We start from the raw sequence: 12,694 nt of genomic DNA, 5'->3' as shown, positions 1-12,694 counted from the left end.
TGCATCAACCTTTGCGCTCCGTCGCAGATTCAGGGAATGGGGAAGCCAAAAGGTTGGCTCGCCTGTTGAAAACTATCACAATGCAAAAAAAGTCCGCCGATCATTGATGTGAAGGGATAGGGAATTGAAGATGGATGTTGCGCAAAAAAAACCGTCACTCAATACAGGCATGCTTAATGGGCATGACCTCGATGAGTGCCGCAACATCCAGAAAGGTGCCGTGTTTATCATTGCTTCGGGGGCGTCCGCCAAGGATTTTCCGCTGGAAAAGTTTGCGAACGTTCCGATGATCACAATGAACGGCGCCATTTCCATGTTCTCCGGGACAGGTATCAAGCCTTTCTTTTATGCCTGTACGGATCAAGGCTTTTCCAGGCAACAACCCGAACTGTTTTCAGAGGCCATGCGCATCAGCCAGCGGGTGGCGCTGTGGCAAGAGCACATCTGGCATACGACGGTCCCGCCTGAAGGCGAACTGTATTTACTCGGCCGAGCCCCCAAGCTCTCCTGGACGGACCTGGTTTTCAGGGCCGATAAAGAACTCGTCAGAAGTCGCAAACTTGGAAATGGCCGTAACAGAACCCTTGGTTTCAGCAAGAACCTTAAACGCGGTTTTTTTGATGCTCGTACGGTGGCTTATCTGGCGTTACAGATTGCCTATCACGTGGGGTTTACCAAGGTGTTTCTGGTAGGCGTCGATTTGAATCAGTCTGTAAGCCGGTTTTATGAAGGGGCCGACACGGTCGCCTCGCCATGCCTGCTCGATCAGCATTTTTATACGCGAATCCTGCCGTCGTTCGAGATCTTGTCGAAGTACGTCGTGAGTGAAGATTTTCGGGTCTACAACCTGTCCAGTTCCTCACGGATTCCCGGCGAACTCATTCCCCGAGTGACGCTGGATGAGATCGACAAGTTGATCTGAAGGTAATTCGTACTTAATGGGCGCCCGCGAGGCGCCTGTTTTTTTGTTGGGTGATTATGTCTGGGAGGTTGCCCCGCGGGCATACCGGCAAATGCGCCAGCTCGGGCGCATTTGCGCAGTGCGATGCAACGGCTAGCCAAACGGCATTTGCCCGCCATCCCCTCGTAGACTAAGCTCACAAAAAATAAGGGTTTTGGGGTGATACCCATGCCTTACCCTTACAGGACGAGCTTTTGTCTATCCCTCTTCACGATCCGCACAACGCCACTGGCGTCACGCTGAAACGGTTACCTTTGCGCAAAGCAGCGGTACTGTTTATCGCAGTCGTGTGCCTGAGCCTGTGCGGTTTGCTGTACCTGCAACTGGAGCAGTCGCGCCGGCATGACCTGGCCTTGGCGCAAGTGGCGTCTACAAACCTGACACGGGCCATGGCGCAACAAGCTGAAGACACCTTCATGCAAGCCGAACTGGTGCTGACCAGTCTGGCCGACTGGATTCAGGTTGACGGTTTCGGTGCGCCGCAAAAGGCACGCTTGCAGAAAACATTCGCCCGGCGAGTGCAGGCACTGCATCAATTGCACGGGATATTTCTGTTCGACCAAAAGGGACAGTGGATCGTTACCTCTTTCGACGAGCTGCCACGCGGAGCCGGTGTGGGGGATCGCGATTATTTCAAGTTCCACCAGCAGAACGTCTCCTCCCTGGCGCACATCGGGCCGGCGATTCGCAGTCGAGGAAACGGCGAATGGATCATTCCGGTATCAAAACGGGTGAACGACAGGAATGGCAATTTCCAGGGCGTCTTGTTGGCCGGCATCAAGATGGCGTACTTCGATCAGTTCTTCAAAAGCTTCAGCATTGATGGCAACGGTTCGATGTTTTTGGCATTGACCGACGGAACGCTGCTGGCGCGCCGACCGTTTGTGGAGTCGCTGATTGGCACATCACTGGCCAAGGGCGAGATCTTCGAGAAGTTGCTGCCCAACGCGCCTGCCGGGAACGCGATGTTCAGCTCGCTGCTCGATGGTGTTGTGCGGTTGCATGGCTACCGTGAGCTCGACGCTTATCCGTTGGTCGTGTCTGCCGCCTCGTCCAGGGAGGCGATTCTCAAGGATTGGTACGACACGGCATTTCGCTCCACAGTCATCGTTGCCCTGGTGGTAGTGGGCGTAGGGCTGTTCGGTTGGATGTTCCTTTATCAGGTGCGTGTCGGCGAACAGGTCGAGGCGGATTTGCGCAAGGCAAAGGAAGCGCTGAAGCTGATCGCGACCCACGACAGCCTGACCGGCCTGGGCAATCGCCGGCTGTTCGAGGGCGCGCTGGACATCGAATTCAGCCGAGGCGCCCGGCAGTCGAGTTCGCTAAGCCTGATCATGCTCGATATCGATTACTTCAAGCGCTACAACGACACTTATGGCCACGTTGCGGGGGACCATTGCCTGGCTGAAGTGGCGCGGGCGGTGAAAGGCTGCTGCCATCGAAAGGCCGATTTGGCCGTGCGCTATGGCGGTGAAGAGTTTGCGGTATTGCTGCCCGACACCGACATTCACGGCGCGATGGTGATTGCCGAGCAGATCCGCCGCAGCGTCATGGACAAGAACATCCTCCACAGCGGTTCGCCCTCGGGCTTCGTGACGGTCAGCCTGGGTTGTTACTCGTTTGTGCCGACGGGGCGGGACAGCATGGAAGTGTTTATCGAACGCGCGGACGCGGCGCTTTATCAAGCCAAGCATTCGGGGCGAAACCGCTCGGCGGTGCTGTCGATGGAGGGTGGTGTCGAGGCACTGCTGCGTTCGGATCGTTGAGCTGTCTATCGAGGGTGTTTCACCCGCGCAACACCGCGGCCAGCCGGCTGTCTGCCTGTCAGATCCCCTTCGATTGATCGTCTAGAGTTGCGGTAACCCTGTCGATCCCGGCAGGTCTTCCCACCGCACGGATGATCTTAGAATGTTGATTACTCAAGCATTGACAGCCGTTGCTCTAACCGTAGCAGCCAGCGTCGTCTTTCCGCTCGCCAGCCAGGCTCAATCGAAAGTCACAGCCGAAGAAGCACACGCCATCGGCGTGGATGCCTACCTTTATTTGTACCCGCTGTTGACCATGGACATTACCCGCAAGCAATTCACCAATATCGAACCTGGCAAGGAATTCGGCAAAGGTCCGATGAATATGTTTGTCAGCGTTCCGCAGTATCCGCCTGCGGATTTCAAAGGGGTGGTGCGTTCGAACTTCGACACCTTGTATTCCATTGCCTGGCTGGATTTGACCGAAGAACCGCTGGTGATCGCAGCGCCCGATACGGCCGGACGTTTTTACTTGCTGCCGATGCTCGACATGTGGACCGATGTGTTCGCCTCACCGGGCTGGCGCACCACGGGCACCCAGGCGGGGCAGTTCCTGGTGACACCGCCGGGCTGGACCGGGACGGTGCCAGCCGGACTGAACCATCTGCCGGCGCCCACGCCCTTTGTCTGGGTCATTGGCCGCACCAAGACCGACGGCGCCGCGGACTACGCGGCGGTCCACAAAATTCAGGCTGGCTATACGGTGACACCGTTGTCCCGGCTGGGTAAAAGCGCCGAACCGGTCAGCGTGAACATTGACCCGGCCGTGGATATGAAGACCCCGCCCAAGATCCAGGTCGACTCAATGTCGGCGGCGGACTACTTCGCCTACGCCGCCGAATTGCTCAAGGTGCATCCTGCGCACATCAGCGATCAACCGATCCTGGCGCAGATGAAGCGTATCGGTATCGAGCCCGGAAAATCCTTCGACATGAAGGCGCTGGACCCTGAAATCCAAGCAGCGTTGCAGACCGTGCCCAAGGACGCGCAGGCGCTGATGACGTGGAAGGTTCCAACCCTCGCTCGTGTGGTCAACGGCTGGTCGATGAACACCGACACCATGGGCGTCTATGGCAACTACTACCTCAAGCGCGCGATCGTTGCGCAGATCGGGCTCGGTGCCAACTTGCCCGAGGATGCGATTTATCCGCTGAACATCGGCGATGTCGAAGGCAAGCCACTCGATGGCTCGAACAAATACGTGCTGCATTTCGAAAAGGGTGAAACGCCACCGGTAAACGCTTTTTGGTCGATCACCTTGTACGACCCCGAGGGTTTCCAGGTCGGCAATGCGCTCAACCGCTTTGCAGTCAGTAGCTGGATGCCGTTCAAGACTAATGCCGACGGTTCGCTGGACATCTACCTCCAGCACGAAAACCCCGGCAAGGACCTTGAAGCCAATTGGCTGCCGGCACCGAAGGGCGGTTTCAACCTGACCATGCGTTTGTATGGGCCCAAGCCCGAGGTTTTGAACGGCAAGTGGAATCCGCCACCGGTCAAGCCAACCTAGTTGCGCGTTTCAGGCCTAAAAGCAGCCGACGATCATCGGCTGTTTTTACGCGTCCAGCTGCCCGTCCCACCGCCGGCACCGCCTGTTCCACCGCCTGCCGCGCCCGTGCCACCTCCCGCGCCAGAACCGCTGTTCCCGGCATTGCCACCGTTTCCGCTATCCGACGAGCCCGATCCGCTATTGCCGCGATTAGTGTTTTGATCGTTCGAGGGTTGGCCAGGGTTATTGTTGGGCGCCATGGTCGAGCCGCCGAATGAGCCCGATTGGCTACCCTTCGCATCAGCGCCATCGCCTGGGGCAGCAAAAATACCGACGGACAGGGCGCACAGCACTCCAGCCAGTAACAGCGAAGTCATTTTGATGGTCATCAGGATGCGCCTCCAAAGATGAGTCGTTACCTGATGATGGTATGAAGGGCAGGGCGGTGGGTGCCGGCTGGTTGACGAGTGGCTGGTGTGCAATTACAGGGCAGCAGCCGTCGATTGGCGATGGTTGTGTCAACGGTTCTTCAATTGCTGCAATGGGTTGCGTTATCCAGGCGCCAGGGCCCAGCATGGCTGCTATGTTCAGTGAACGTTCGGCGAGTGCGTTGGTAAAAAAGCATTGCGAGCGTCGCATCCCGATCAGGCAATCGATTCACAGGACCCAGTGCATGGATATGACCGCCGTAACCCCCGTCACCGCTCCCCGTCATACGCCGATAACCCGTAACCTGGTGTTTGTCGTCGGCCTGCTGTTTGTTCTGGGGGTGCTGATCGCTTTGTTGGCCTTGTTCAACATTGCCGGACGGCTGGACGCCCAGGACCTGGCCAAGACCACTTTCTACACCCAGCGTGCACTGGAAAATCGCATCACCGCCTCGAAAAACTACATCGCCAGTTATGCAAACTGGACGAGCGCCTACGACCATTTGGACGGCAAGGTTGATGTGCAATGGGCTTACGTCGAGCAGAACCTGGGCAAAACCTTGTTCAGCATCGATCACTACGATGGCGTCTTCGTGGTCGATCATCAGCAAACCAAATACGCAATGGTGCGCGGGCTTCAGGTACAGGAGGCGGCGACCACCTATCTTTCGGCATCCATGGCGACACTGATAGAAGCAGTCCAGCGTCAGGAAAGCCTCATTGACCCGATCAGCCAGTTCACGCTGTTCGAGGGCAAACCGGCATTGCTGACGGCTGCTGCAATCGTTCCCAATGACGAAAGGCCGGCGGTCGATCCGCAAAGCACCTCGGTGCTGGTGTTTGTCGACCAATTAAGCCCTGACAAGCTCAGCACCCTGAGCACCGATTACGGTTTGCATGATTTAAACCTGACGCCGGATAACGCCATCGCGCCCGGCAGCCCGGCCGTGGCGCTGGCGGACACTGGCTACAGCCTGGTGTCCCGACTTGAGCAACCGGGCCAGCAGTTGCTCTGGTCGTTGCTGCCGCCATTGGGCAGCGCGCTGTTGGTGCTGGCGTTGTTAACGGCTTATTTTTTCCGGTATGTCTTGCGCACGTCCGGGCACGTGGATGCGAGCTACACCAGCCTCGATTTATCGAACCAGGCGCTGGAGGCCAGTGAAGAACGTTTTCGTGCAGTGGCTGAGGCCGCTTCCGACTGGATCTGGGAAATCGATGACAAACATTGCATCTCTTATCTGTCAGGACGTTTCTCCACCGTCACCGGTTTTTCCGATCAGCAATGGATAGGGCGGGACATCGGGCAACTGCTCAATTGCGACACGCTGCCCTTGTCGCGGTGGCTGCATAAGCTCAATGAAGAACAGCCCGTCAGCCATCTGCGCTGCTCCTATCGCGATCAGTCGGGGCAACAGCGTATCTGCCGGGTTTCGGCACGACCGATCCATCGCAAGGGCGCGGTAGTGGGCTATCGCGGGACGGCCAGCGACATCACCGATGAAGTCGCCGCCCATGCCCAGATCCAGCATCTGTCGTTGCACGATGCCCTGACGGGGCTGCCGAATCGCAACAAACTGGCGCGTTTCCTCGACGAGGCCCTGGCGCTTAAAGAGCATTCGGCAGCGCTGGTGCTGTTGATGATCGATCTGGATAACTTCAAGCCGATCAACGATTCCCTCGGTCACCCGGCAGGCGACGCGGTATTGCTGGAAGTGGCCACCCGATTGCGCGAGTGCACGCGGGACATCGATCTGGTCGCGCGGCTCGGTGGTGATGAGTTTGTGCTGGTGCTCAACGGCATGGACAGCCACGCCGAAATCGACCGGTTCTGCGAGCGTTTGCTCGAAAGCCTGCAGCAGCCGATTCATTACGAGCATCACACGCTGCACATCGGCGCGAGCATCGGTGTGGCCTTGAGTCGGCGTCAGGGGCACATTCCCAATGAACTGATCCGGTGTGCCGACATTGCGCTGTATCAGGCTAAATCCGACGGCAAGAGGACCTGGTGCTACTTTGCGCCGCACATGAACGATCAGATCCAGCACCGTCGGCAACTGGAAAACGACCTGCGCCGGGCGATCAAGAACAACGAGTTCCTGATGCACTACCAGCCGCGCTACAACATGGACGGCAAGCAGGTGGTCTCGGTGGAAGCGTTGCTGCGCTGGCAGCATCCGGAGCAGGGGCTGCTGAGCCCCGACGAGTTTATTCCTTTGGCCGAGCAGACTGACCTGATCGTGCCTTTGGGGCGCTGGGTGTTGCGCGAAGCCTGTGAAACGGCCCTGACCTGGCCTGGTGCGTTGATGGTGTCGGTCAATTTGTCGCCTGTTCAATTTGCCCGCAGCGATGTGGTGGAGGACGTCAGGGAGGCCTTGATCCAGAGCCGTTTACCGGCCAGTCGTCTGGAGCTGGAGATCACCGAAAACGTGATGCTCATCGATGTGGAGGGCGCGTTGACGACCATGAATGCGCTCAAGGAGCTGGGCGTGCGGTTGAACATGGACGATTTCGGTACCGGCTATTCGTCCCTGGGTTACCTGCGCACGTACCCGTTCGACGGGATCAAGATCGACAAGCGTTTCATCTCGTCCATGAGCGGCGGCGGCAATGACCGCGCCGTGGTGCAGGCGATCATCAACCTGGGCAAAGCCATGGGCCTGACCGTGACCGCAGAAGGCGTCGAGACCCTCGAGCAACTGGACTTCCTGATCTCGGACCAGTGCCATGAGGTGCAGGGCTTCTATTTGAGTCGACCTATGGAAAAGCAGGCGTTGCTGCCATTGCTGAAGGCATCGCATGACGAGTTTCCCGTGTAGGGCCGCGCCTTTAGTCGCCTGACTCGCCCGTAGAGGCAACTGCCAGCACGCACCTTCGGTCACAACTGGATATCGACCCTGCGTTGTGAGCGTTGGCCCATGAAAAACCTGAAAATCGCGACATTCAACGTCAACGGCATGCGCGCCCGACTGCCGAACTTGCTGGCCTGGCTTGAGCGAGAGCAGCCAGACATCGCCTGTTTGCAAGAGCTCAAATCAGTCGACAGTGCGTTCCCCGCCGCCGAGCTTGAGGCCGCGGGTTACGGCGCGCTCTGGCAAGGACAGTCGTCGTGGAACGGCGTGGCGATTCTGGCGCGGGACGCGCAGCCGCTGGAGAGTCGTCGAGGCCTGCCGGGCGATGATAGCGACACCCATAGTCGGTATCTGGAGGCCGCCGTGCATGGGGTTCTGGTGGGCTGCCTGTACCTGCCCAATGGCAACCCGCAGCCGGGGCCGAAGTTCGATTACAAGCTGGCGTGGTTCGAACGGCTGATCCACTACGCGCAGACGCTTCAGGCCAGCGAGCATCCTGTGGTCCTGGCCGGTGACTACAACGTGGTGCCCACCGACCTCGACATTTACAACCCGCGATCCTGGCTGAAGGATGCATTGCTGCAACCTGAAAGCCGCGAGTGTTATCAGCGCCTGCTGGCCCAGGGCTGGACCGATTCCTTGCGCCATCTGTATCCGCAGGATCGGCTCTATACCTTCTGGGATTATTTTCGCCAGCACTGGCAAAAGAACTCGGGGCTGCGCATCGATCATCTGTTGCTTAATCCGGCGCTGAGCCCTTATTTGCAGGAGGGCGGAGTGGATGCCTGGGTTCGCAACGAGCCCCACGCGAGTGATCACGCACCGGCGTGGATTCGACTGAGTCCGCGTAAGCGGCGTTGAGTTTGAAGTGTGTGGCGATTGGCTAAATCAATTGTCGGTCGAACCGCTTTTTCCCTTATACATGGCGCCTGTCAGCGGAGAGATCCGGCCCCCCTGCATAAGGATAAGGACTGAGCAATGAGTGAGCCACATCTGGGCAATCTTGCGTTGTACCTCCAGCGCCTGGGCTTCGACGCGCCTCCCGCGCCGACCCTGGAAACCCTGTGCCAGCTTCAACTGCGTCACACCGGCGCGTTCCCGTTCGAAAACCTCAACACGTTGTCGGGGCAACCGGTGCTCATCGACCTGCCGTCCATCGAGCAAAAGGTCCTGCACGATGGTCGTGGCGGGTACTGCTACGAACTCAACAATCTGTTCCTGGCCTTGCTCCAGACGTTGGGCTTCGATGCTCGCGGCATCTCCGGCCGAGTGGTCATGGGCCAACCCGAAGGCGCATGGACCGCCCGCACACATCGCTTGAGCCTGGTGACGCTGGACGGCGTGCGTTACATCACCGACGTCGGCTTCGGCGGCATGGTGCCCACCGCACCGCTGATGCTCGATACCCCGGTTGAACAGTTCACACCTCACGAACCGTATCGCATCGAGCAGCACGAGGATGGCTACACCCTGCGCGCCAACGTCGCCGGAGAATGGCGGGCGATGTACATTTTCGATTTGCAGCGCCAGGAAGACATCGATTACGCCGTTGGCAACTGGTATGTCTCGACCCATCCGGAATCGCCGTTCGCCAGGCAGCTGATGGTGGCGCGCACCGGCGAAGGGTGGCGCCGCACGCTGAACAACGGCAGTTTTGCGATTCATCGGATCGGCCGTGAGACTGAACGGCGGCAGGTGGCTGATGTGGACGAATTGATGGATTTGTTGCGCAACGAATTCGACATTCGGGTACCGCGGGAGGTGACGTTGCGTCGGGTTATTGAAAGACTGATTCAACAACCCTGAACCTCACAGCTCAAGCCCCTCCTGCACCACCGACAGCAGGGTGTCTTCGGTCATGGCGATCGCATCCGGTTGTTGCCCGGATTGATCGATCGCCTGCAGCCACCACTGTGTCTCGCCGTGTTCGTTCACGGTTCGCAGCATCGAGAGTGCTTTTCCTTGAGTGTGGATTTCGATCCGCCCGGCACCATCCTCGGTGAAACGAGCGACAGGGTCGAAAGTGATGCTGTGGTGATTGCCTTCAATCAGTAACTGGTCGATCGCGTAGTCATAGGTTTCACCGTCGGGATGACGCTCGAAGACGTGCGTGGGCACTCGCCGAATGTTCAGGCCCGCTTCGCTGAGCGGCGCCAGCCAGGCTTCGACGAGGTGGTACAGCTCGTAAACCTGTGCAGGCCAGCTGTCGATCTGCTGATCGGCGCAGTGTGTCGCGTCGGCACTGGACTGCTGGGTTTGCTTCAGTTTCGCAGCGAGTTGGTCAGCCTTGCTCATATCGATTTCCTATCGTGGTCTCAAAAAGAGCGTACCCCTATCAAGGTAGTGCACGTCTTGCCTTGCGTCATGTTGTCGGGAGGTTTTGGCTTCCAGGTGGCGGCTTCCATGTCCGTAATTGTTCGCCAGGGCTGCGCAACGGCAGGGTTTATCGGGGGAGTGGCAGGGCAAGTCTCTGGTATGGAATGGCCATGTGTCCATAATCTGACTGATTAGTTGTATACAACTCTATAGACATTTGTCCTGAGTCTTGCATACAGTGTGCGCATAACAAAAACCAGGGAACCCCCCAACCATGAAAACGCCCCATGTTTCACACCAACGGCCCGAGGACGAAAATCTCGGGATCGGCGCGAATATGGCTTACGGCCTGCAACACGTTCTGACCATGTACGGCGGCATCGTCGCGGTGCCTTTGATCATCGGCCAGGCAGCCGGGCTCTCGCCGGCGGACATCGGTTTGTTGATTGCTGCTTCACTGTTTGCGGGGGGCTTGGCGACATTACTGCAAACGCTGGGTTTACCGTTTTTCGGTTGCCAATTGCCGCTGGTACAGGGCGTGTCGTTCTCTGGTGTCGCGACGATGGTGGCAATTGTCAGCAGTGGCGGGGAGGGCGGGTTTCAATCGATTCTCGGGGCGGTGATTGCCGCGTCGTTGATCGGCTTGCTGATCACGCCGGTGTTCTCGCGAATCACCAAGTTTTTCCCACCGCTGGTCACCGGCATTGTGATCACCACCATCGGCCTGACGCTGATGCCGGTGGCCGCACGCTGGGCCATGGGTGGCAACAGCCATGCCCCGGACTTCGGCAGCATGGCGAACATCGGTCTGGCAGCGGTGACGCTGGTGCTGGTGCTGCTGTTGAGCAAGATCGGCAGCGCGACCATCTCCCGCTTGTCGATCCTGCTGGCGATGGTCATCGGTACGGTGATTGCGGTGTTCCTTGGCATGGCTGACTTCTCGTCCGTCACTCAAGGCCCGATGTTTGGCTTCCCGACGCCGTTCCACTTTGGCATGCCGACCTTCCACTTCGCCGCGATCCTGTCGATGTGCATCGTGGTGATGGTGACGCTGGTGGAAACCTCGGCCGACATTCTGGCGGTGGGTGAAATCATCGGCACCAAAGTCGACTCCAAACGCCTGGGCAACGGTCTGCGTGCCGACATGCTGTCGAGCATGTTCGCGCCGATCTTCGGTTCCTTCACTCAAAGTGCCTTCGCCCAGAACGTCGGACTGGTGGCAGTGACCGGGATCAAGAGCCGCTTCGTGGTGGCTACCGGCGGTTTGTTTCTGGTGATCCTCGGCTTGCTGCCGTTTATGGGCCGCGTCATCGCCGCTGTACCGACTTCTGTCCTTGGCGGCGCCGGTATCGTGCTGTTCGGCACCGTGGCCGCCAGCGGTATTCGTACGCTGTCCAAGGTCGACTACCGCAACAACGTCAACCTGATCATCGTTGCCACCTCCATCGGCTTTGGCATGATCCCCATCGCTGCACCGACTTTCTACGACCACTTCCCAAGCTGGTTCGCCACGATCTTCCACTCGGGCATCAGCTCGTCGGCGATCATGGCCATCGTGCTGAACCTGACCTTCAACCACCTCACTGCCGGTAACTCCGATCAGCAGTCGGTGTTCGCGGCGGGCACTGAGCGCGTCCTGCGTTATCAGGATCTGGCAGCGTTGCGCGAAGGGGATTATTTCAGCGACGGCAAGCTGCGTGACTGCGACGGGAATGAGATTCCGGTGGTGGAGGCGGAGCATGAGCATGCAGAGCCGCGGACGATGCATGCGAAAAGCAGTGAGCATGTCTGACGCCGGCACTCGCTGAAAAAGGCCGATCTGTTGAAGAGACAGATCGGTTTTTTTGCTTTTTCGTCAGACACAAAAAAGCCCCCGAACCTTTCGATTCAGGGGCTTTTTGATTTTGCTGTCTGGCTCCACGACCTGGACTCGAACCAGGGACCCAGTGATTAACAGTCACTTGCTCTACCAACTGAGCTATCGCGGAATGGCGTGTATGTTACTGATTCAAAAAGAGAAGTCAAGCACCTGTTGGCAATTTGACGGGTTCATGGGGACGGGCGGTGGTTTATCGACCGCGGGCGGTTACCAGAACCGCTTCAGAGGTCTACCATGGCGGCCCGGAAGTGGTTACACGCGCTGCCGGCCATTCGCCGAAAAGGTACGCGCCATGAATCACCCAACCACCACACCTCGCCACAACGGGGTGTTCGCATGAGCATCGCTCAGATCAGCCTGCCCAAAGGCGTCGGCCCGCACGCCGAAAAACTGTTCGACGCAATCACTCAGGCCAGCACCGCTGATGAATTGAATCGTGCCGGTGGCAAGGCCGAAGGGTTTGTCCTGGGCCTGGAAAGCACCAAGGCCATCAAAAGCCAGGTCGCCGAGTCGCTCTACGTCGCCTATGACGACGCAGCCAGCCAGCGGGCAACCGAACTGGCTTAACCGCCGAAAGTCACTGTAGCGAGCGCCAGTTTGGCGTATAGCATCGTTGCGGCCAGCTGCACCAGCCACAAGGCCAGGCCGCCGAGAAACACGCCGGCAGCGACTTGCATCACCAGGTTATTACCGCGTTTGGCCGGGGTGCGGGGCACAAAGTGGTCCAGCTCATCGCGGTCGGCGCGTAGGTCATCGTTTTTCATGTGGGTTCTCAAGAATTCTCGGGTGTACATAAAACCTGTGGGGGCGAGCCTGCTCGCGATGGCGGCGGCACATCTTGTATCTATATGACAGAAAGACCGCTATCGCGAGCAGGCTCACTCCCACATTTAATTTGTGTGGAGTTTAAAGGGCGCAGCTGCCGCTTTGAGATTTATCTGCGGCCAATAAAAACGGGAAGCCATTT

At 58.3% G+C, this 12,694-nt stretch carries 11 protein-coding genes and 1 tRNA gene; 8 read left to right on the top strand and 4 right to left on the bottom strand.

Going from position 1 to position 12,694, the window contains the following annotated elements; all coding sequences use genetic code 11:
* Positions 1 to 130 precede the first annotated feature (130 nt).
* The 3 genes from ACQ4OB_RS10910 to ACQ4OB_RS10900 all read left to right on the top strand — a co-directional run bounded on the left by ACQ4OB_RS10910 (position 131) and on the right by ACQ4OB_RS10900 (position 4,276).
* Positions 131 to 922 (top strand): lipopolysaccharide biosynthesis protein, encoded by a 792-nt coding sequence (locus ACQ4OB_RS10910; RefSeq protein ID WP_074875195.1) that lies wholly within the window; start codon positions 131 to 133, stop codon positions 920 to 922.
* Between the two features lie 233 nt (positions 923 to 1,155).
* The gene (locus tag ACQ4OB_RS10905) at positions 1,156 to 2,727 is read left to right on the top strand and encodes a sensor domain-containing diguanylate cyclase (RefSeq protein WP_102615234.1); all 1,572 of its coding nucleotides are present in this window, start codon (positions 1,156 to 1,158) and stop codon (positions 2,725 to 2,727) included.
* 142 nt (positions 2,728 to 2,869) lie between these two features.
* A complete protein-coding gene (locus tag ACQ4OB_RS10900; protein WP_430955669.1) occupies positions 2,870 to 4,276 on the top strand; it encodes a DUF1254 domain-containing protein in 1,407 nt (468 codons plus the stop codon).
* 32 nt (positions 4,277 to 4,308) lie between these two features.
* Here the strand turns inward: ACQ4OB_RS10900 and ACQ4OB_RS10895 are convergent, their stop codons facing one another.
* Positions 4,309 to 4,647 (bottom strand): hypothetical protein, encoded by a 339-nt coding sequence (locus ACQ4OB_RS10895; RefSeq protein WP_102615252.1) that lies wholly within the window; start codon positions 4,645 to 4,647, stop codon positions 4,309 to 4,311.
* Between the two features lie 281 nt (positions 4,648 to 4,928).
* Here ACQ4OB_RS10895 and ACQ4OB_RS10890 point away from each other — a divergent pair, with 281 nt between their 5' ends.
* The 3 genes from ACQ4OB_RS10890 to ACQ4OB_RS10880 all read left to right on the top strand — a co-directional run bounded on the left by ACQ4OB_RS10890 (position 4,929) and on the right by ACQ4OB_RS10880 (position 9,338).
* Complete coding sequence (locus tag ACQ4OB_RS10890; RefSeq protein WP_430955668.1) at positions 4,929 to 7,499, top strand: bifunctional diguanylate cyclase/phosphodiesterase; 2,571 nt, start codon at positions 4,929 to 4,931, stop codon at positions 7,497 to 7,499.
* Between the two features lie 99 nt (positions 7,500 to 7,598).
* Positions 7,599 to 8,393 (top strand): exodeoxyribonuclease III, encoded by a 795-nt coding sequence (locus ACQ4OB_RS10885; RefSeq protein ID WP_074875203.1) that lies wholly within the window; start codon positions 7,599 to 7,601, stop codon positions 8,391 to 8,393.
* Positions 8,394 to 8,510: 117 nt separating this feature from the next.
* Positions 8,511 to 9,338: an arylamine N-acetyltransferase family protein gene (locus ACQ4OB_RS10880; RefSeq protein ID WP_430955667.1), complete on the top strand. Its 828-nt coding sequence runs from the start codon at positions 8,511 to 8,513 to the stop codon at positions 9,336 to 9,338.
* 3 nt (positions 9,339 to 9,341) lie between these two features.
* Here ACQ4OB_RS10880 and ACQ4OB_RS10875 read toward each other — a convergent pair whose 3' ends face one another.
* Entirely contained in the window at positions 9,342 to 9,827 is a 486-nt protein-coding gene (locus ACQ4OB_RS10875) for a hypothetical protein (RefSeq protein WP_430955666.1), read from the bottom strand.
* Positions 9,828 to 10,122: 295 nt separating this feature from the next.
* On the opposite strand from ACQ4OB_RS10875, the gene ACQ4OB_RS10870 reads away from it, so the two are divergent.
* Entirely contained in the window at positions 10,123 to 11,640 is a 1,518-nt protein-coding gene (locus tag ACQ4OB_RS10870; RefSeq protein ID WP_102615228.1) for a nucleobase:cation symporter-2 family protein, read from the top strand.
* 120 nt (positions 11,641 to 11,760) lie between these two features.
* Here ACQ4OB_RS10870 and ACQ4OB_RS10865 read toward each other — a convergent pair.
* A tRNA-Asn gene (locus tag ACQ4OB_RS10865) sits at positions 11,761 to 11,836 on the bottom strand.
* Between the two features lie 227 nt (positions 11,837 to 12,063).
* Between ACQ4OB_RS10865 and ACQ4OB_RS10860 the strand changes: the two genes are divergently transcribed.
* Entirely contained in the window at positions 12,064 to 12,294 is a 231-nt protein-coding gene (locus tag ACQ4OB_RS10860; RefSeq protein ID WP_008007186.1) for a hypothetical protein, read from the top strand.
* Here ACQ4OB_RS10860 and ACQ4OB_RS10855 read toward each other — a convergent pair.
* Positions 12,291 to 12,491 carry a hypothetical protein gene (locus tag ACQ4OB_RS10855; protein ID WP_074875210.1) on the bottom strand — a complete coding sequence of 67 codons (201 nt, stop codon included), beginning with the start codon at positions 12,489 to 12,491 and terminating at the stop codon, positions 12,291 to 12,293. The two genes, ACQ4OB_RS10860 and ACQ4OB_RS10855, sit on opposite strands and share 4 nt — an antisense overlap.
* Positions 12,492 to 12,694 lie beyond the last annotated feature (203 nt).

Source organism: Pseudomonas sp. ES4 (assembly GCF_050586665.1).
GTDB lineage: Bacteria > Pseudomonadota > Gammaproteobacteria > Pseudomonadales > Pseudomonadaceae > Aquipseudomonas > Aquipseudomonas frederiksbergensis.
Note: the sequence above shows the minus strand (reverse complement) of the source record. Positions and strands in the feature narration are given on the sequence as shown.

Bases quoted from the DNA above. Each gene is read 5' to 3' on its own strand.
- ACQ4OB_RS10910 (WP_074875195.1), top strand. From the start codon at position 131: ATGGATGTTGCGCAAAAAAAACCGTCACTCAATACAGGCATGCTTAAT.
- ACQ4OB_RS10900 (WP_430955669.1), top strand. From the start codon at position 2,870: ATGTTGATTACTCAAGCATTGACAGCCGTTGCTCTAACCGTAGCAGCC.
- ACQ4OB_RS10890 (WP_430955668.1), top strand. From the start codon at position 4,929: ATGGATATGACCGCCGTAACCCCCGTCACCGCTCCCCGTCATACGCCG.
- ACQ4OB_RS10885 (WP_074875203.1), top strand. From the start codon at position 7,599: ATGAAAAACCTGAAAATCGCGACATTCAACGTCAACGGCATGCGCGCC.
- ACQ4OB_RS10880 (WP_430955667.1), top strand. From the start codon at position 8,511: ATGAGTGAGCCACATCTGGGCAATCTTGCGTTGTACCTCCAGCGCCTG.
- ACQ4OB_RS10875 (WP_430955666.1), bottom strand. From the start codon at position 9,827: ATGAGCAAGGCTGACCAACTCGCTGCGAAACTGAAGCAAACCCAGCAG.
- ACQ4OB_RS10870 (WP_102615228.1), top strand. From the start codon at position 10,123: ATGAAAACGCCCCATGTTTCACACCAACGGCCCGAGGACGAAAATCTC.
- ACQ4OB_RS10860 (WP_008007186.1), top strand. From the start codon at position 12,064: ATGAGCATCGCTCAGATCAGCCTGCCCAAAGGCGTCGGCCCGCACGCC.
- ACQ4OB_RS10855 (WP_074875210.1), bottom strand. From the start codon at position 12,491: ATGAAAAACGATGACCTACGCGCCGACCGCGATGAGCTGGACCACTTT.